Origin of the sequence: Vibrio xiamenensis (assembly GCF_900100015.1) — a bacterium.
In the GTDB taxonomy this organism is placed as follows: Bacteria; Pseudomonadota; Gammaproteobacteria; order Enterobacterales; family Vibrionaceae; genus Vibrio; species Vibrio xiamenensis.
Map to the genome: position 1 here is coordinate 16,998 of NZ_FNDD01000029.1, position 19,321 is coordinate 36,318.

Consider the following 19,321-nt stretch of genomic DNA (forward strand, 5'->3'; position numbering starts at 1 on the left):
GAGGCTCACGATTGAGCCTCTTTTTTATGTTTTGAATCAAGTGGCCTGAGCGTGAATTACTGGCTTACCAATCAATTCCTTTTTGCGCTTTTACGCCTGATTCGAAAGCATGCTTAACGTTTTTGACTTCTGAAACCGTGTCCGCCAGTTCAATCAGTTCGCGGTGAGCGGCGCGACCGGTAATGATGACAGATTGCATTTTAGGTCGTTTGTTCAGTGCTTCTAACACCTCTTCAAGTTCGATATAGCCGTAGTTCACCATGTAAGTCAGCTCATCAAACAGTACAACGTCAATCGACTCGTCGCTGAGCATGCGTTGGCACTCTTTCCATACCACTTGAGCGGCGGCAGTATCGGTTTCCTTGTTTTGGGTTTCCCAGGTAAAGCCTGTCGCCATTACTTGGAATTCCACGCCGAGTTTATCAAGCACGTTGCGCTCGCCGTTGTCCCATGTGCCTTTAATAAATTGCGCGACAGCGCATTTAAGGCCGTGACCTACCGCGCGAGTAATGGTGCCGAACCCAGAGGTCGATTTGCCTTTACCATTGCCGGTAATGATAAGGAGTAGGCCTTTTTCTTGCGTCGCTGCGGCAATTTTAGCGTCGACTTTTTGTTTCACTTTTTGCTGGCGCGCTTTATGACGCTCTTGTTTGGACTCTTCAGCTGACATCTTTCATCCCTTTTATAAATAGTATGTGCTGGAATGATAACGAAAAAACACCGCCAATAGCGAATTTGTTTTTGTGTTTCGTTGAAGTGATGATGAAGGGTGAAAAATGTGTCTCGCCTTGCTTTTAAAGATGTGTGCGCAGCGAGACAAAATTTAATGATTGGCTGGCAAGTGCGCTTGATGGCGAATATTGAGCTCTTGGCTATGACAACTATTCAGCGTTCTCGAACCACTGTGGATGGCACTGTGCCAATCGGTACGCCAAGCATAGCGGTCGCGCTGAGGGTCATTGAGATCGCCACTGAATTCCGATACCGCTTGATGCTTGGACTTTAAATCCATGCCCATTTTTTGCCAAAACGCGGCGCGGCGTGAGCTCGAATGGGGAGAGGTATCACAGCAAGGCACCATCTTACCGGTTACTTCGCACGCTTCATTGTTGCTAATGCGTTGATGTTGGCGAATAAATTTAAGGCAGGTTGCAACTAAACTGCTGCCATAACCTTGGTTGCGATAATGTGGAGTGGTGTCACCATTACCAAATAGATCATCGATATGAATGGACGAAAGATGTTTGCTTTCACCGCGGCGGTGATAGGCGTACTTGAGCGTCATATCCAAAGTGATTTTGTGCCCGTCAGCTAGGGTTAGTATTGCCGATGCCGTTGAAATCAAAGGCGTTTTGTTAATTAACACCAATTGGATTTGACTGGAATCTTTGTGAGTAAACCAACGCGCCATAGCAGTCACCATAATGAAATAGTTTATGGATTATAAACTAATGCATGACCAAGAAAACCACAAAATTATGCATCACACTTCATTTCATTTAAGAAAATCCTGACGGACTTATGTCTGGCTAAGGTAAAAACTGGGTAAGGTTACTTTGGTAAGTGATGTCTATATGGATGGCGAGCCTATGGGGATTGATTAAAGCGCAAAGCAACGACGACGTTGACAGTCGTCGTTGCTATTGAATATCGCGTTTAGATCGGCAGATGGGCTGTGATGGCCTTTGCGATATCGTTGTATTCTTGCTCAGAGAGATAAACCTTACCTGGATTCATGGCAAACACTGACCCCCATTCAAATTCCTCTTGGTATTTCGGAACTAAGTGGAAATGGAGATGAGCACCAGTATCTCCATAAGCGCCGTAGTTGATTTTTGCTGGTGAAAACGCTTTGTGTAGCGCATTGGCTACCATATTCACCTCGGCAAAAAATTGATTCCGTTCTTGATCGGTTAAATGGATCATTTCGCTGACATGTTTTTTTGTCGCAACAATCACTCGTCCTTTATGACTTTGCTCTTTAAATAGAACCACAATTGAAGCGCTAAGCTCAGCGATTTTAATGCCAAATTGACTGAGCAGTTCTCCTTCCATGCAGTAGGCGCATTGATTATCTTTCATGACATTGTTTCCTGGTTATTTGGGATAGTAGTTATATTGACCAAATCAATATAAGCACCTTTTGATATTGGTATACTATCTTAGATCAACGAAATAGGATTAAACCGTTTGATAAGGTTGTTAATAGACTGTTCTAGCTTACTTTATCGGGTTTTTCTCGATTGAGATTGGTTGAAAATTTAGTTGTTATACCAATTTTACGAATTGCTGAGTTTGGCGAAAACACGCACAATTGTGTAAAGCATTTTTATAGCCTAAGAGGGAAGTTATGCGTCAACCGTTTTCAATATTAGTGGTATGTATGGGCAACATTTGCCGTTCACCGACTGGAGAGGCGATTTTACGAGCCAAAGCTCAGCAAATGGGTGTGGAGGTTGAAGTAGATTCTGCAGGAACTATCGGCTATCACGCAGGAAGTCCCCCAGATAAACGCGCTCAAGCCGCGGGTAAAAAGCGTGGTTATTCGTTTGCGGGGATTCGTGCTCGGCAAGTCAGTGATGAAGACTTCACGCGCTTTGATCTTATTTTGGCGGCAGATAACGATAACCTTGCAGATCTAAAAGCGCGTTGCCCTGCCTCTGAGCAGCACAAGCTGAAGCTATTTATGAGTTACGCCAGCGCAGATATCGATGAAATTCCTGATCCATACTACGGTGGCGAGCAAGGGTTTGAACTGGTGCTTGACCTAATTGAAGATGCGGCAGAAAGCATTCTTATTAGTCTGTAGCAGAATGTAAGTCTGTAGCTGAATTTAAGCGGCCATGACACGGCCACTGAAATAGTCATTGCTCACAATATACTCAATGTTACGAATCAGCTCATCTTGCAACTCGACCCAGCGCAGTTCTTCCAACGAATCGTCATAAGAGGGAATAACCGCGCCCACTCGAATATTGAATGGATTGAGCTCTTTTCCCCAACTCTGAGTAAATCCTGAAACCACCGAGGCGGCATTTTCAAATCCAGCCACATTGGGAGCGTTGTCTTGCGAGATGACATTCACAATCACGCCTTGACGGTGGTGTTTACGCAGCCGTTCTGCCGTTGCTTGGCTGTAGCGAAACAGCATTGATGCCAGCGAAGACATGCTTTGCCCAGCAGTATCCGCAGAGTGATCGTCCATCAGTGAGGGGATCGCACTCGGCGTGAAATGGTTGATCAGCACATCCGGCGCTTGTTGTAAGTCGTGTTCGATATCATCAAACAACTGATTGATGGCGTCACCAGAGTGGTCCACTAAAGGGTATTGGTAAACGCGATCAGAAATGGCTCGGCAGCATTGATAAGTGGTATGCAGTCGTTGAGCATCTTTGTCACACAACACCACGCGTGCTCCCAAATTAATAAAGTGCATTGCCAGTGTCGCCCCGAACCTCGACCCTGCCGAAGTGATTAATATCACAGCATATTTTATGTCCATCTCTCCCTCCCGTAGAATCAACTGATTCCAAATGGTTCACCTATCATGGTTGATTAGCTGTGGCTTAGGTGTGAATAAGGTCAAATTACGTGTTGATAACTCAGCCTTGCGTTCATAATTTGGGCTATTTCACATAAATGTGGATAGTGTTTTAGCTCGAATTACATTGATCTTGGTTATGAAATGATACGAATAAAGGAGGCGTGTTAGATCACACTTGCACGCGCATTTGGTCATGGCGTTGAGCGCTAATTAATTGATTATAAAGATCGGCTGGAATCGCTTGGCGTGGTTGTGTGTCGGCTAAGCGGCGTCTTTGGTGGCCAGATAAGTTGTGATAGACCTCTTCAGGCAAATCGTGGGTTTGCTCGGGCAAATAGACCAGTGGTTCTGGGGTCAGGTAGTGGATAAGCTTAGCGCCCGATAAGCCACTGTCATGAAACTGCTTGGCTTGATGAGCAGATACAGCGTAGGAGCTTTGATCGGAACGCAGTGGTTGCGGTTGTTGCAATTCAAAGCGTTGCCTGAGCAGGGTATCGTTAGTGATGACTTCATCAACCACTTCAACCGGGGTGTTGTCTCGTACATCGTCAGAAAACATCGACAAAATCAGCGCAAAATCGGCCCGACGCCCTTCATGTACAGCATGGTTAATCCCATTGCCGAATTGAAGCTCGTTGATGATCGCAGCTTTGTCTAATGTATGGACTTGCATAGTACTCCTCGCTTAGTGCTTTCTTAACGGCGTGCGAGGGGTAAACTTTAGATAAATAATAAAAAAGCCTGCGTGATAGCAGGCTTTTTAAACAACTTGTGATTTCTCACAATCTGGTTAGCTCAGATTATTTTGCAAAATTCTCAGCAACGAAATCCCAGTTAACTAGAGCCCAGAAACCGTTCATGTAATCTGGACGTACATTGCGGTAGTCAATGTAGTAAGCGTGTTCCCAAAGATCCACAGTTAGGATTGGTGTTGCGCTTTCGTCAGTAAGCGGAGTTGCTGCGTTTGACGTGTTAACGATGTCTAGTGAACCATCGGCTTTTTTCACTAGCCAAGTCCAAGAAGAACCGAAGTTGTTGATTGCAGATTCGGTGAACTTCTCTTTAAACGCTGCGAAAGAACCGAATGAAGCGTTAATTGCGTCAGCAACTGCGCCAGTTGGTTCGCCGCCACCGTTTGGAGATAGGCAGTGCCAGTAGAAAGTGTGGTTCCAGATCTGAGCAGCGTTGTTAAATACGCCACCAGTAGAAGTTTTGATGATCTCTTCTAGAGTTTTGCCTTCAAACTCAGTTCCTGGAATCAGGCCGTTTAGTTTCACAACGTAAGTGTTGTGGTGTTTGCCGTGGTGGTAATCAAGAGTTTCAGCTGAGATATGTGGTTCTAGCGCGTCTTTCGCGTAAGGAAGAGCTGGTAATTCAAATGCCATTGCTCGATTCTCCATATTTTAGAAAGAGTTACCTCTTTCGATTGCTTCCAGTGTTTTTATTTGTAAGTGCTCGTAGTGGCCACTCTGTTGTCATTTGACTGACTTGAGGTTCATTTTAGCAAGTTTTTACTTTATTAAAAGGGGCGTAACAAAAAATTATCTAATCTGATCAATATCCTCTAAATCCCTAGACATTATATGCTTTTTATTCTGCAATGATCGTTTAGAATAACCCGCTATACGGCAGTAACTCCGGTAACGAGGAAGCAATGGAAACTATCGACAAAATTAAACAGCAAATCGCAGAAAATACGATCCTTCTTTACATGAAGGGTTCGCCAAAACTCCCAAGTTGCGGTTTTTCATCGCAAGCTGCGCAAGCATTGATGGCTTGTGGCGAAAAATTTGCGTACGTGGATATTCTGCAAAACCCAGATATTCGCGCTGAATTGCCTATCTACGCTCAATGGCCAACATTTCCACAGCTATGGGTTGAAGGTGAGTTGATCGGCGGTTGTGACATCATTATTGAGATGTTCCAAAAAGGCGAACTTCAGCCATTAATCAAAGAAGCAGCGGCACGTGCTGGAACAGACGCTGAATAATACTGTTTATATTTACAGTTAATCTTGATTTTTAAAGGCCACATTGCATAATGTGGCCTTTATTGTTTTATTGCTCAGGGCTTTATGGCGCGCTTATTTATTGCAGAAAAACCCAGTCTTGGTCGCGCCATCGCGGCGGCTTTGCCTAATCCTCAGAAAAAGGATCAAGGCTTTATTCGCTGCGCCAACGGTGACATTGTGACTTGGTGCATCGGTCATTTACTGGAGCAAGTTGAGCCCGATGCCTACGACGAGCGCTACAAAAAGTGGAATATGGCCGATCTGCCCATCGTTCCGCAGCAGTGGCAACTTAGGCCGCGAAAATCGGCCAGTAAGCAGCTCACTGTTGTGCGTAAACTGCTTAAAGATGCCAGTGAAATCATTCATGCGGGCGACCCAGACCGCGAAGGGCAGTTGTTGGTCGACGAAGTGATCGATTACTGCAAAGTCAGCCAAAGCAAAAAAGCCAATATTCAACGTTTGCTGATTAGCGATTTAAACTTGCCAGCGGTGAAGCGAGCACTGAGTCACATGCGCAGCAACCGCGATTTCATTCCTCTTTCTGTGTCTGCTTTAGCACGCTCCCGTGCGGATTGGTTGTATGGCATGAATATGTCGCGCGCTTACACCTTGCTTGGCCAAAAAGCCGGTTATCAAGGCGTACTTTCCGTTGGGCGAGTGCAAACGCCAGTGCTTGGGCTCGTGGTTCGCCGCGATGAAGAAATTGAAAACTTTGTTCCGCGCGACTATTTCACTCTCGATGCGTTGATTCCCTATCAAGATGGGCAGCATAGCTTTGATATTCGAGCGCGCTGGAAACCGAGTGAGGCATGTAAGCCTTGGCAAGATGAAGAAGGGCGAGTGCTCAGCCGTAAATTGGTTGAAAATGTTGCCAGCCGAATTGCCAATCAACCGGCGACGGTCACCGAATCAGAGCAAAAGCAAACCAAACAAGCACCGCCGCTACCGTATTCGCTTTCTGCGCTGCAGATTGATGCGGCAAAACGCTATGCGATGAGTGCTCAACGCGTGTTGGATACCTGCCAGGCTTTGTATGAAAAGCACAAGCTGATCACTTATCCGCGTTCGGACAGTCGTTACCTGCCGCTGGAACACTTTGCTCAGGCACAAGCGGTCACCAGTGCGATCGCAAATAATGCCAAAGAGCTGCAAAGCGCAGTCTCGGGCGCGAATCTCAGCCTCAAATCCAAAGCGTGGAATGATAAAAAAGTCGATGCTCACCACGCGATCATTCCCACTCCAAAACAAGCGTCCGTCAACGCTTTGTCTGGTGATGAGATGAAAATCTATGCCCTGATTGCGCGCCAATATCTAATTCAATTCTATCCTGCGGCGGTATACGCAGAAGCGAAGCTGGTGTTTGATATTGCGGGCGGCATTTTTATTGCCAAAGGACGCCAGTTATTGTCGCCAGGTTGGAAGACCTTGATGGGCGGTAAGAACCAAGAAGATGATGACGGCGTCGATACGGTGCCGCCGCTTGAAAAAGGTCGCGTGTTGACTTGCCGTGAAGGCGAGATTAAAGATCGCAAAACTGAGCCGCCACGCCATTTTACCGAAGCCACTTTGCTGCAAGCGATGACCGGGATTGCCCGTTTTGTTGCTGATAAAGAGTTGAAAAAGATTTTGCGTGACACCGATGGTCTCGGCACTGAAGCAACTCGCGCTGGTATTTTAGACACGCTATTTAAGCGTCAGTTGCTTAAACGCCAAGGCAAAATTATTTTAAGTAGTGAAGCGGGAAGGGGCTTAATCCACGCGCTACCAAGTGAGTCAACCTATCCGGACATGACGGCACATTGGGAGCATCAGTTGCAGGCGATGGCAGAAAAGAATCAAGCTTATCAACCTTTTATTCAAACACTGCAAAATCAGATAGAGCAGCTCATCAGTCAAGTTAAACAGGCGCCAGTGCCTGAGTCGTTGCGTTCGCTGCCTAAAGTGGAGCGCCCTGCGTTTCGAAAGTCGCGCAAGCGCACCACACGAAAAAGCACCAAAAAAGCCTCTGAATAACGAATACTAAAAAGCCAGCGAAATATGCTGGCTTTTTAATCACTGTTATTGATAACCGTTTTTTGAAGATGAAAGCTTACCAAGGCAGCGGCGTGCCGTCATAGTTAATAAATTGTCCGGATTGTTCGAGTGTGCTGCTATCGATAACCTTGATTAAACCCAGTGCTGAGGTTTGAGTGTCTATGCTTGCATTCTTGCCGCCCATATCGGTTTTCACCCAGCCCGGGTGGAGGGCAAGTACGGTGACGCCAACTGGTTTGAGGTCATTACTTAAACTTTTGACTACCGAATTAAGCGCGGCTTTGGATGAGCGATACAGATAACCGCCGCCGGCGGTATTTTCGGTCATGCTACCGACTTTGGATGAAATACAGGCAATTTTCCTTAGTTCGCCTTGTTCAAGTAGCGGATAAAAGGCTTCAATTAATTTTTGCGGTGCAATGGCATTGATTTCAAACACTTTGCGCCATTCCTCGACATCAGTATGACCAAAGCCATAATTTTTCGGCCCGTAGTAGCCAGCGTTACAGATGATCAAATCCAGCGCAGGAAGTTGCAATGCGAGTGCTGGTAGCGCCGTATAATCGGTAACCTCAAGTTGGTGGCAGGTGAGATTAGGGGAATGTTCGGCAAGGTCGATGAGCGCCGCTGAGTTATCTAGGTCGCGGTAGGTAGCATGTACATGCCAGCCTTTTTTAAGATATTGTTGAGTCAGGCTAAAACCGATGCCTCGATTCGCGCCTGTAATAAATACGCGGTTCATAATGGACTCCTTTTCGCACTTATTATGGTCTATTTTGCGCGGCTTGAAAGCGAAACGCAAACCGTAGGTAAAGCCCGGTTCACAGTTTGGCTGTAGGATTAGAACAAAACCTTATCTGTAGTAACTAACTGATTTATATGAATACTATTTGAGTATTAAACCGATTGAAGAGTGCAATGATTCCACTGATTTACCATTCAATATATTCGCAATTGATTTTGCCCGCGAAACACCGCTATCCGATCAGTAAATATGGTTTGCTCTACCAAGCGGTGTGCGAGCAACAGCAAAACGATCTCAGTTGGGCTGGGCAGTTTGAGTTTTTTGAGCCGCAACCACTTAGCCTAGATGCAGTAAAAGGCGTGCATGACGCAGACTATGTCGATGCTTTAGTTCGCGGTGAGCTTCCTGCCGCTAAGATGCGTCGCATTGGTTTTCCGTGGAGTGAGCGCTTAATTGAACGCACTTTAATGTCGGCTGGAGGAACGTGTTTAACCGCGCAGTTGGCAGCAGAACACGGCGTTGCTATCCACTTAAGTGGCGGTTATCACCATGCTCATTATGATTTTGGTAGCGGGTTTTGCTTGTTTAACGATTTGGTGTTGGCTGCCCAACATGCACTGAGCTTGCCGCATATTGGAAAAGTGCTGATTGTCGACAGCGATGTGCATCATGGCGATGGCACTGCGACCTTATGTGCCAATCGCCAAGATATTATTACGCTCTCTTTTCATTGCGACAAAAATTTTCCTGCGCGCAAGCCGAATTCCACCATCGATATTTCTTTGCCGAGAGAGACCGGCAGCGACGAATTTTTACAGCAATTCACCTCTGCAGTGAGTACGGCGGTGGCGCTCTATCAGCCCGATTTTATCCTTTACGATGCAGGCGTAGACATCCATCAAGACGACGAATTGGGTTATTTAAACGTCAGCAGTGAAGCGCTGTTTGAACGAGATTGTTTTATGTTTGCGCTTGCTAAGCAACACGATTGTCCTATTGCCTGTGTGGTTGGGGGCGGCTATCGAGACAATCACGCCAGTTTGGTTCCTTTGCATCTGAATTTAATCCATGCAGCGCATCAAATTTGCGTAGAATAAGCCAATGGTTACAAGCTCACTATTAACCTTTTGATGTAATCAATCCATTTAAAAATGAACTATTTGCTGTTTTATTGTTAAAAAAATTAGTACATTAGCGAACACTTTATCACCACAGCAAAAATCGCTGACTGTTCTATTCTTGTGTAAGACCTAGTTTCAGCGGACAGGCGTTTATGGATATGCATTCTTGCGGGAGATTTCATGTTTAACAGCAAAAAACTCACCAAACGGGTTGAGGAATTAGAGCAACAATTGCTGCTTCTCAACGCCTTTAATTCGTCAATCAAAACCAAAGTACCGTTCATTGAGTTTACTCCGGACGGGCACATTGTGTATGCCAATGAGCTGCTTCTAGATGTGATGGGGTATTCGCTCGATGAAGTGAAAGGTGAGCATCACCGCGTGTTGTGTTTTCCAGAAGATACCGCCAAGCCAGAATATAAAAAGCTTTGGGATAACCTTGCTAAAGGCCATCCGCAAGAGGGGCGTTTTATTCGTAAAAATAAAGCCGACAAAGCCGTGTGGCTTGCGGCAACTTATTTACCGATTCAAGATAGTCGTGGCAAAGTGATTTCAGTGGTTAAAGTGGCGTCAGATGTGACCGAAGAACAAGTTCAGCTTGAGCGTGTAACCGCAGAGCAAAACGCCATTGAGCATTCTCTAGCGGTGATTGAATTTACGCCAGATGGCCACATTCTCGATGCCAATAGTAATTTCCTAAAATGTATGGGATATAGCAAGTTATCCGATATACAAGGCAAGCATCATCGCATGTTTTGCGATAGTGAATTCTATGAGAAGAATCCGAATTTTTGGCAAGAACTTGCGAAAGGTAAATTTCAAACTGGATTATTTCAGCGCGTTGACCGTTATGGAAAACGTATCTGGCTTGAGGCGACTTATAACCCTGTTTATAACCACGCAAACGAAGTGGTGCGGATTATCAAAATGGCCAGCGATATCACTGAACGAGTCGAGCAGGCGATGACAGTGCGCGATGCTGCGCATACGTCGCTAAGCATTGCCAAAGAGACCGAAACCAGCGCGCGAGAAGGCAAACGTTCGATAGAGAATCTATTGTCTAATTCGATTGAGATCAATCGCGCGGTAGAGCAAGTGTCACTGATGATTGATAACCTGAATAATCAGTCGCGCAGCGTTGAAGCGATCATTTCTACCATTAGCGGTATCGCAGAGCAAACCAATCTACTTGCTCTGAATGCGGCGATTGAGGCAGCGCGTGCTGGTGAGCAAGGCCGCGGGTTTGCAGTGGTTGCTGACGAAGTGCGTAAATTGGCGGCGCGCACCTCGGAATCAACCGCAGAAATTACCGCTGTGATTAATAAAAACAGTGAAATCACCGCTAAGATAGACGAGCAAATTAAAGTGGTCTGCGAAAAATCAGCCACAGGTGAGCAGCAAACTAACGAAATCGCAGGCGTTATTGACGACATCGAAAAAGACGCCGGAAAAGTCGTTGATACCGTGAAGCGTTTATCGATTTAAATCGTGACAGACTCAATGAGTCTTGTCTTAAACCGCATTAGCGAAAAAGCCTCTCAATAGAGAGGCTTTGTTGTTTTAAGCCGTGCGCTTAGCGTTTGGCGAATTGGCTTAAGGTGTCGATCAGTGCGGTTTCTTGTTCAATATGCTCGATGTTTTGCTGGGTAGCGTCGGCGCGGGCAATGTCGCTTTCAGCCATCGATGCGGTATTTTGCGAGTTTTGTGCCAGAACGGTGAGGTCTTGGCTAAACTTCGCCGATTCGGATTCAATCACACTTAACACGCTGTTGATGCTATCGATGCCTTGGGCGATATCATCAATTGAGCCTGTCACTTGCTCAATGGTCTGGGTGGTTTCTTGAACACTCGACTGAGTTCGTTTGGATAGCGCTCGTACCTCGTCGGCGACGACTGCAAATCCGCGTCCGGCTTCACCTGCGCGGGCTGCTTCGATGGCGGCATTGAGCGCCAGTAAGTTGGTTTGTTCGGCAATACCACTGATGGATTGCACGATGTTAACGATGCGATCGGCACTGTTTTTGAGTTTATTCATGTCCTCAAGCAAATTCTGACGCTGAGATTGTTGGTGATTGACCTGGTCCATAAACACAGTGAACTGTTTGGCGAGGTCTTTTTGCTGTCCTGCGGCGTGCGACGCTTGTTCAGCGCTGGTTTGCAGTTGAGCTGTGGTTGATTGCAACTGCGGATAAATGTCTTTCATTGAGGTTATGACGCTGGCTTGCAGGGCATTGATTTTTTGTTCGCTGACCAATTTCGCACGCAGATAATAGTTGATAAAAGAGGCAAGGTGAAAAGGGTAATTATCGGCGTAGTCGTCACTAAAGCTTTGACCTTCATTGACTTTAAAAAAGCCTACAGAGGTAATGGTTTGGTTTTGGTGCACGCCAAGGAATTCCCCAAAGGTTGAAAAACCCGATAAGCAGACACCATCAAAGGTCGAAACTTGGTTGAGTTTATCGCTGTTGTTTAAGCGGCGCAAAATACAGTCGTTGGCGATAAAGGCCACCGGTTTACTAGGTTTGCCTTGCATAAAGGTTTTGTAGTCACGAGTGGTCGATTCGGCAAAATCTTTGGCTTTTACTAACAGCAGTCGCTCGCCAAAGCTGAAATCACTGAAAAACGCTAAGCTGCCGTCTGGGTTAATGTTGGCGACCGAGCGAATGAATAAATCCCCTTCAATATCAATAGCAAAGGAATATTTATTGAGTTTGTTCGCCAGTTCAGAGGACGAACAGTGAAAGTGGTTTTCTAACCACTGTGCGGGCGTGACTAAGTTCATATTGTCATCGAGGACAGTATGCAAAGTGCGGGTAAACGGATTGAAGTCCACCACATCAAAGCCTTTGCCGGTCGGTTCAAAGTTATGACTTTTCATTAAACCGTAGCGATAGTCTGCGCCGATTTTGGCAAAGCATAGAAGCACTTTGCCTTTTTGAATTTGGCCGTCAAGGGCGACATCGGCTTGCTGGAAGTCGAGTTTGCCACCGGCGCTACCACCAATGAAATAACACGGGAAGCGTTTGCTGCGATAAAGGGCTTGAGTAAAAAAGTCTTCGCAACCTGTGACGCCATCAAAGTAGGTGAGAGCAAGGGTATTTTTGCTGTCGATAGCAAACGGCACCTGAATGCGCTCAAGCTCAGTTTGGATTTTTTTGATTCGCTGCGTTGAGGCATTTGCCAAATCGCTTTGGTTCGGTGTGTCTTGATTAAACAGTGAAACACTATGAATCGACAGCTGGCTAAAAATACGTTCAGAAAAGCTGTGCAGTACAATACCGTCCCATGAATTGGGTGTGTCGTGATATAGCTTATCGCCTTTAGCGCCGAGTTCCCCAGCAGTCATCACCGAGATAACGTGTTTTGCAAAGGGCATCGCAGCCTTGAGTTTTTTGCTGACCTCGGCAAAAGCGCAATGCGGTGAAACAAACGCTAGCACGATGGCAGTACCGCCATCGACGTCCAAGGTTTGTAAGTTGGGCGCTGAAATCTGAGCGCTGGTGATAAAGTGAGTAGCAGAAACGCGTTCGGCGGATTTTACCCGCTTGGCCGCGGTTTTTTTTCTAAACAACATGCTTGCATCCTTAATATTCCCGATTGACCGTCTAAGCGGCCATAAATCAATCAAAAAAGAGTGTTTATTAGAATAATGTGAGTAAATATCACTGATAGGTTTTTATTGGCTTAGTTAAAGAGTAATGGATAGTGCCAAGAACGCCATTTTATAAATTTATTAGCAAAGGCTAAAGTAAGATTTATTTAAAATTCAGATTGTTGAGGCGGGATGATCAAAAAGGCAGCGCAATGTGCGCTGCCTTGCATTCGAAACGGAGTTGGTTATTGAGGGCCTGTACCGCCATCAACTTCATCCCCTAACTCGCTTGGATCTTCGAGTGAGTAGGAGTACATATCGATGTCACTAAACACAGTCGAACCGCTGTCTTTGTATTGGTCAGTGGCTGAGACGCCAGTGTAGGTGTTGTCTGAGGCATCAAAGTAGGCATCGCCAATATTCCAGTGCGGTTTAGCGCTGTTTTCGAAGTAGTTGTTTTCAACCAAAACTTCTGCGCTGTCATCACCACCAATTGAGAAGTAAGTGATGTCTTTCCAGTAGTTGTTGAATAGGTGCACGCGCGCATCTTCACCATCCACTTTCGGGTTACGGCCAGCGGCGGTATCCCAGAAGTTGTGGTGGAAGGTCACTTGCGAGTTATCAACTAAGTTGGTGTACCAGTGTTGGTTGGCACACACTTGCTCGTTGTAGCCATAGAAGCGGTTCCAACTTAGCGTGACGTTTTGGCTATCGCCAACATCCACATATCCATCACTGATTTCGCTAAACGCGACATGGTCAATCCAAACGTGGGAACTATCATCAACTGAAATACCGTCACCTGCTTCAACTAAGGCTGGGTTGATGTCTTTAATGGTTAGGTTACGAATAATGACGTTGGTTTGACCATTGATGTTCAAACTTGCTCCTGAAATGGTCGAGCTGCTGCCAAGACCTTCTAAGGTTTTGTTTGAACCGACAGTCAAAGTGGTTTCGTTACGAGTCACGTTGACGGTATCATCAGAGTCGCTACCAAGCTCGGTACAGGTTTGGCTACCCACTGGAACTCGATACCAAGTTTTACCATCGTCGCCCCAATCTGCGCAGTCAAGCGGGCATGTCGCTACAGTGCGATCTGAGGTGTGACAGTCAATGGTGGTGCCGTCGGGGATTTGAATCACGGCTGCGCTAGATGAAGAAAGCGCATCGCTCAAATCATCGCAAGTCGTGACAGTGATAGCTGTGGTGCTACCGCCACCTGTGGTGGTAGACAAACCATCATCACCAGACTGCGCTGCAAAACCGACCAAATCATCATCTGATTCACTTTCACATGACCCTGAAATTGGGTTGATGTACCAGCGCTGTGAACTGCCCGCCGCATCTTCATTCTGGTATACGTTGTCTTCGTTGTCTGAGCCTTCAACAGTTAACGACATTTCGCTGTTTTTATTCACGATATTAAAGCCGCCTGATGACGATGCTTTGAGTGACCAGCGTTGGTTGTCGCCTTCCCAATCTTCGTATACCAATACGTTGGCGCCGTTGGAGGTCGATGAGTTCAACACATCCAGCACTTTACTGTTATAACTTGATTTGATGACCCAGTAGCCATCGCTGTCTTGAGTGAGCACGAACTGCTGGTTGGTGCCGCCCCAATATTCATAAGTGATGACGTTGGGTGCGTCACTGGTGTCTGAGGTATTAACATCGAGCGCAAGGCCCGAGCCACGGTTAATAATTGAATAGGTGTTGCCAGATGTTGGGGTGACCGTACAGTTTTCTGCACTGGCGGCAAAACTGGTAAAAGCAACCAATATAAAAGCTAAGTGCTTATGCCATCGACGTATTTTTCTTATTAATTCCATTATTAAATTTCCTAGTTTAAGCCATTTCTGCGAATGGTTAAGTGGGTCATTAAATTGCCTCACTACTTCACTACGCTGTGCTGTATAAATATAGGTTTGCGAGAGTGGGGAATAAATCTCGCGAATGCATTGTAGGTCAATTTATAAAAATTATGATACTTATTGATGTAAAATATTTGTCATATCGATAGGTTTAAAATCAGAATTGGTGGACTGATCAAAAAAGCACCGCGTCACTTTGCTTTGACTCTGCAACTCATTGTGGAGTAAGGCATAAATTTAAATGTCTACATTGATAGAGTTATTATTTTGGTGATTTTTCGCACGCGGATAAATAATGAAATTGTGAGCAAGATTAAATGTTGAGAGCAATAAAACATCATGCGAATAAATTTTATTATGTAAATTAAATCACTATTTCAAAAAAAATAGATTTAGTGAGAGAAGTAATAATAAAACAGAGGAAGTTGCAGCACATGAAATACTATTTTTTTCACTCGGTTATTTTTTTCGTGGTCGTGTTGGTTGCGGTGCAGCACTCTATTTGTCGATATAACGTTACTTATCTATATGAAGTAGTTTGTCGATATGAAGTTGCTTGATGATATAAAGTTAGCCAGTTTGGTTGTAAGCAACCATGCCACCGATGAGTAGACAGACATGATGAGTAGACAGACATATAGTAGGCAAGCACGGTTTTAAATTGTTCGCGACAGAGTGAATGATCAATGGCGTGCTTTGCTCATCAAACTGAGTTAACGCTCTAATGTGGTGCAATTGTATAAATTTTTATTTTATTTATATAAATCAGTTACTTTTATAGATTTTGGTGCGAGTCAGGAATCATCTGTGGTCGTGATATGCGCTCTAGCACAGCACGCGAGTGCTTGAACTTATTGAGTTGATTGAAAATTAACCAGATGAGTATTGCAGTGAATTAAAACGGTGCAAATTTGAGCAGTTTATCAGCAAGTTAATTTATGCAACCTGTTGTTTATTAAGCGCTTTGGGCTGCAAATTTTATCAAAGTTTGCTTCAAAAATGAGTCAATCGCGGCAGTTAAGGTTCTATTTGCGACATTTTTACCCTGTCTCAAAGTCGATTTTCGGAGAAGGGCACATATATTGCTATTTTGTTACAAGGATGGTTGCAAACGTTGTGTAGGTGTAAACGGTATCCTTTAAAAAATGACAATAATAGAGGTGTGTGCCAATGTCAGAGTTTACAAATTCGCTTCAAACGTCAGCAGTACAAGGAAAAGTACGTCGCGTCGGTTTTCTACTGCTGGATAATTTTACCCTGATCGCGCTAGCTTCAGCGGTAGAGCCATTACGAATGGCTAATCAGCTAAGTGGTCGTGATCTCTATGATTGGTACACCATTAGTGAAGAAGGCGAGCCTGTTACCGCCAGTGATGGCGTCAATGTGACGCCCGATTGTTCCATGGCAGGGGTACCGGATATCGATACCCTGATTGTCGTCGGTGGCGTTAATATCACACGCAGTTATACCCGCAAGCAGATGGCTTGGGTACAATCGATGGCCCGTAAACATACCCAGTTAGGAGGGGTGTGCACAGGTCCATATCTGTTGGCGGTGGCAGGCCTGCTGGATGGTTATCAGTGCAGCGCGCACTGGGAGTGTATTGCTGCGTTGCAAGAGGCGTATCCAAAAGTGCGCTGTACCAATTTATTGTTCGTGGTGGATCGTGACCGCATGACCTGCAGCGGCGGTTCGGTGCCAATGGATATGATGCTGTATATGATCAAGCGTGATTTTGGTCATCAGCTCAGCTCAAGTATTTCAGAGATGTTTGTTTGCGACCGAGTGCGCAGTGAATCGGATTTTCAGCGTGTGCCATTGCGACATGTGCTTGGTACCGCGCAGCCTAAATTGGTTGAAGCGATTACCTTAATGGAAGCCAATATTGAAGAAACCATCGAGCTTGACGAGCTTGCCAGCTATGTCGGTTTGTCCCGTCGCCAGCTTGAACGCTTGTTTCAAAAATACCTTCAGTGCCCACCTTCCAAATACTATTTGAAACTGCGTCTATTTCGCGCGCGCCAGCTGCTTAAACAAACGTCGATGTCGATCATTGAGATTGCGATGGCGTGCGGCTTTGTTTCTTCGCCGCACTTTAGCAAATGTTATCGCCTGCACATCGGTATTCCGCCGCGTGAAGAGCGCAGCGGTCAAAGCCAAAGTTACACCATGGCAAGTCGCGAACGAGTGGTGGTGCCGATGGCGGCCAGCCTCAACGCGCTAGATATGCCAGAACCTTTTACCTCTCCCGCACATCAGTCTAAATCTATTCGAGCCCTGGTTGAGGCGCAATTTGAACCCACTTATGGTTCGGTTGCCGTTTAACCAATAGATAAAGAATTTTTGATCGTGCGCGCCGTCTGTTCTCTATAGGGAATAGGCGGCGTTTTTTATGGCGCAATTTTGTCGTTTTTGCGCTGTTTTTCCCATCCATATATGCCGTATTTCTCGGCTGCTAGTTCGTGTTTTCTTCCTCGACGGATTTGTTGATGTCGCTTAGGCTGCCTCGCTGTGCACCGCATGCAATCGGCTTTTTGTCCGCACTACGCTTTGGGTTTTGTCGGTGACGCTTTTGGAACATTGACCGATAGCCTTTCTTTTTATCCTGACTTTACTGCAAGAAAGTTAGGCTAAGGACAGGTGAAAAGATGAACGCAAGTGAATTGCATGAAGAGTCGATCGTAATCGATGGTTTGGTGATTGCGAAATGGGATCGCGCGCTATTTGAAGACATGCGCCGCGGCGGTATCACGGCGGCCAACTGCACGGTTTCGGTGTGGGAAGGCTTTCAAAATACCGTTAACAACATCTCGGCCATGAACCAACTGATTGATGACAACAGCGACTTGATTCTAAAAGTCACCTGTACTGACGATATTCGCCGCGCCAAAGCGCAAGGTAAAACTGGCGTGATGATGGGCTTTCAAAATGCGCATGCTTATGAAGACCAAATCGGCTATGTGCAAGTGTTTAAAGACCTTGGCATCGGCATTGTGCAGATGTGTTACAACACCCAAAATCTGGTTGGCACCGGGTGTTATGAACGCGATGGCGGGCTGTCCGGCTTTGGTCATGAAATCGTTGCCGAAATGAATCGTGTCGGTGTGATGTGCGACCTCTCTCACGTTGGTGCCAAAACCTCACAAGAAGTGATTCTGGCGTCGAAAAAACCGGTCTGTTATTCGCACTGCTTGCCAAGCGGGCTTAAAGATCATCCGCGCAATAAATCCGATCAAGACCTCAAATTCATTGCCGATCACGGCGGTTTTGTCGGGGTCACCATGTTCGCGCCGTTTTTGAAAAACGGTATCCATTCCTCAATTGAAGATTACGTTGAAGCGATTGAGTACATCTACAACTTGGTGGGTGAAGACCAAATCGGTATCGGTACCGACTTTACGCAAGGCCAAGATGAAGCCTTCTTTGAGTGGCTGACTCACGACAAAGGCTATGCTCGCCGCTTAACTCGGTTTGGCGAAATCATTAACCCTGAAGGCATTCGTACCCTTGGTGAGTTTCCAAACCTTACCGATGCACTTCTGCGTCGCGGTTTCAGTGAACGCCAAGTCAGCAAAATCATGGGTGAAAACTGGGTACGCGTATTAGCCGACGTATGGGGCGAATAATGGCTATTCGCTAGCGCCTCGATTGGTTAACTAATCGATGGGTTATCAATACATTCGGCAAGGATAGCGCCGAACTGCGAAATCAAATCACAAGGTCAGCTGACCGAATTATGGAGTAATTGTTATGGCTGGACACGCACCTGAAATGCCGATTGTTGTCGACGACGAAACCGGCGTTTGGACCACCGACGCACTACCGATGCTGTATGTGCCACGTCACTTTTTCGTCAACAACCACATCGCGATTGAAAAAGAGATCGGCGCTGAGCGCTACGCTGAGCTGCTTTACGATGCCGGTTACAAATCGGCGTATTACTGGTGTGAAAAAGAAGCCGAACTTCATGGAATCAGCGGTGAAGCGGTATTTGAACACTATATGACGCGTATTTCTCAGCGTGGCTGGGGCTTTTTTGTTATCGAAAATCTCGATTTAAAACAAGGCTGTGCACGTATTCGTCTTGAGCATTCGGCGTTTGTTTATCAATACGGCAAGGTCGGGCGCAAAGTTGATTACATGTTTACTGGCTGGTTTGCTGGCGCCATGGATCAGATCGCCGAAAGCCTAGGTTACAGCGTGCGCACTAAAGCTGAGCAAATTCAAAGCGGCGCAGAAGCGGCGTGTGAGTACGGCGTTTTTGAAGTCTCGCCACTTGATTAAACCGCAAGCCTGCTAATAACAACATTTTATTTGTAACCCTGTTTTATTCGAGCTTGAGAAGGAAGCCTCAAGCTCCGGGCCTGATGAGCATAGAACCAACAGACCCTAATTACACCAGT

At 45.9% G+C, this 19,321-nt stretch carries 16 protein-coding genes and 2 pseudogenes; 9 read left to right on the forward strand and 9 right to left on the reverse strand.

All coding sequences use genetic code 11. The features are described from left to right. Positions 1 to 64 precede the first annotated feature (64 nt). The 3 genes from cobO to BLS03_RS19295 all read right to left on the reverse strand — a co-directional run bounded on the left by cobO (position 65) and on the right by BLS03_RS19295 (position 2,082). Positions 65 to 670: a cob(I)yrinic acid a,c-diamide adenosyltransferase gene (gene cobO, locus BLS03_RS19285; RefSeq protein WP_093277925.1), complete on the reverse strand. Its 606-nt coding sequence runs from the start codon at positions 668 to 670 to the stop codon at positions 65 to 67. 153 nt (positions 671 to 823) lie between these two features. Beyond that, positions 824 to 1,411, reverse strand: coding sequence for a GNAT family N-acetyltransferase (locus BLS03_RS19290; protein ID WP_093277927.1), 588 nt, complete (start codon positions 1,409 to 1,411; stop codon positions 824 to 826). Positions 1,412 to 1,656: 245 nt separating this feature from the next. Next, a complete protein-coding gene (locus BLS03_RS19295) occupies positions 1,657 to 2,082 on the reverse strand; it encodes an HIT family protein (RefSeq protein WP_093277929.1) in 426 nt (141 codons plus the stop codon). A 268-nt stretch (positions 2,083 to 2,350) separates the two neighbouring features. Here BLS03_RS19295 and BLS03_RS19300 point away from each other — a divergent pair, with 268 nt between their 5' ends. Next, positions 2,351 to 2,809 carry a low molecular weight protein-tyrosine-phosphatase gene (locus BLS03_RS19300; protein ID WP_093277931.1) on the forward strand — a complete coding sequence of 153 codons (459 nt, stop codon included), beginning with the start codon at positions 2,351 to 2,353 and terminating at the stop codon, positions 2,807 to 2,809. A 24-nt stretch (positions 2,810 to 2,833) separates the two neighbouring features. On the opposite strand, the gene BLS03_RS19305 is transcribed toward BLS03_RS19300, so the two are convergent. The 3 genes from BLS03_RS19305 to sodB form a co-directional block, all read right to left on the reverse strand. After that, positions 2,834 to 3,502 (reverse strand): SDR family oxidoreductase, encoded by a 669-nt coding sequence (locus tag BLS03_RS19305; protein ID WP_093277933.1) that lies wholly within the window; start codon positions 3,500 to 3,502, stop codon positions 2,834 to 2,836. A gap of 211 nt (positions 3,503 to 3,713) precedes the next feature. Beyond that, positions 3,714 to 4,217, reverse strand: a complete 504-nt coding sequence (locus BLS03_RS19310) for a VC2046/SO_2500 family protein (RefSeq protein ID WP_093277935.1) — start codon at positions 4,215 to 4,217, stop codon at positions 3,714 to 3,716. Positions 4,218 to 4,344: 127 nt separating this feature from the next. Then, positions 4,345 to 4,929: a superoxide dismutase [Fe] gene (gene sodB, locus BLS03_RS19315; RefSeq protein WP_093277937.1), complete on the reverse strand. Its 585-nt coding sequence runs from the start codon at positions 4,927 to 4,929 to the stop codon at positions 4,345 to 4,347. 269 nt (positions 4,930 to 5,198) lie between these two features. Between sodB and BLS03_RS19320 the strand changes: the two genes are divergently transcribed. Then, positions 5,199 to 5,534 carry a Grx4 family monothiol glutaredoxin gene (locus BLS03_RS19320; RefSeq protein WP_093277939.1) on the forward strand — a complete coding sequence of 112 codons (336 nt, stop codon included), beginning with the start codon at positions 5,199 to 5,201 and terminating at the stop codon, positions 5,532 to 5,534. Positions 5,535 to 5,618: 84 nt separating this feature from the next. Beyond that, positions 5,619 to 7,568, forward strand: coding sequence for a DNA topoisomerase III (locus BLS03_RS19325; RefSeq protein WP_093277941.1), 1,950 nt, complete (start codon positions 5,619 to 5,621; stop codon positions 7,566 to 7,568). Between the two features lie 76 nt (positions 7,569 to 7,644). On the opposite strand, the gene BLS03_RS19330 is transcribed toward BLS03_RS19325, so the two are convergent. Next, positions 7,645 to 8,334: an SDR family oxidoreductase gene (locus BLS03_RS19330; RefSeq protein ID WP_093278030.1), complete on the reverse strand. Its 690-nt coding sequence runs from the start codon at positions 8,332 to 8,334 to the stop codon at positions 7,645 to 7,647. A 173-nt stretch (positions 8,335 to 8,507) separates the two neighbouring features. Between BLS03_RS19330 and BLS03_RS19335 the strand changes: the two genes are divergently transcribed. The 3 genes and pseudogenes from BLS03_RS19335 to BLS03_RS26225 form a co-directional block, all read left to right on the forward strand. After that, the gene (locus tag BLS03_RS19335) at positions 8,508 to 9,431 is read left to right on the forward strand and encodes a histone deacetylase family protein (protein ID WP_093277943.1); all 924 of its coding nucleotides are present in this window, start codon (positions 8,508 to 8,510) and stop codon (positions 9,429 to 9,431) included. 204 nt (positions 9,432 to 9,635) lie between these two features. Beyond that, positions 9,636 to 10,403: pseudogene (locus BLS03_RS26220) on the forward strand (PAS domain-containing protein); the annotation flags it as partial. 114 nt (positions 10,404 to 10,517) lie between these two features. After that, positions 10,518 to 10,940 (forward strand): annotated as a pseudogene (locus BLS03_RS26225) (methyl-accepting chemotaxis protein); the annotation flags it as partial. Between the two features lie 88 nt (positions 10,941 to 11,028). Here BLS03_RS26225 and BLS03_RS26040 read toward each other — a convergent pair. Together BLS03_RS26040 and BLS03_RS19350 are read right to left on the reverse strand one after the other, a co-directional pair. Further along, positions 11,029 to 13,029 (reverse strand): methyl-accepting chemotaxis protein, encoded by a 2,001-nt coding sequence (locus BLS03_RS26040; protein ID WP_093277947.1) that lies wholly within the window; start codon positions 13,027 to 13,029, stop codon positions 11,029 to 11,031. Positions 13,030 to 13,292: 263 nt separating this feature from the next. Beyond that, complete coding sequence (locus BLS03_RS19350) at positions 13,293 to 14,876, reverse strand: RICIN domain-containing protein (protein WP_093277949.1); 1,584 nt, start codon at positions 14,874 to 14,876, stop codon at positions 13,293 to 13,295. Between the two features lie 1,212 nt (positions 14,877 to 16,088). On the opposite strand from BLS03_RS19350, the gene gbdR reads away from it, so the two are divergent. From gbdR to BLS03_RS19365, 3 genes are all read left to right on the forward strand, one after another. Then, positions 16,089 to 17,243 (forward strand): choline metabolism transcriptional regulator GbdR, encoded by a 1,155-nt coding sequence (gbdR, locus tag BLS03_RS19355; RefSeq protein WP_093277951.1) that lies wholly within the window; start codon positions 16,089 to 16,091, stop codon positions 17,241 to 17,243. Between the two features lie 323 nt (positions 17,244 to 17,566). Then, positions 17,567 to 18,544, forward strand: coding sequence for a dipeptidase (locus tag BLS03_RS19360; protein ID WP_093277953.1), 978 nt, complete (start codon positions 17,567 to 17,569; stop codon positions 18,542 to 18,544). Positions 18,545 to 18,668: 124 nt separating this feature from the next. After that, positions 18,669 to 19,202, forward strand: a complete 534-nt coding sequence (locus BLS03_RS19365; RefSeq protein WP_093277955.1) for a DUF5943 domain-containing protein — start codon at positions 18,669 to 18,671, stop codon at positions 19,200 to 19,202. Positions 19,203 to 19,321: the final 119 nt, after the last annotated feature.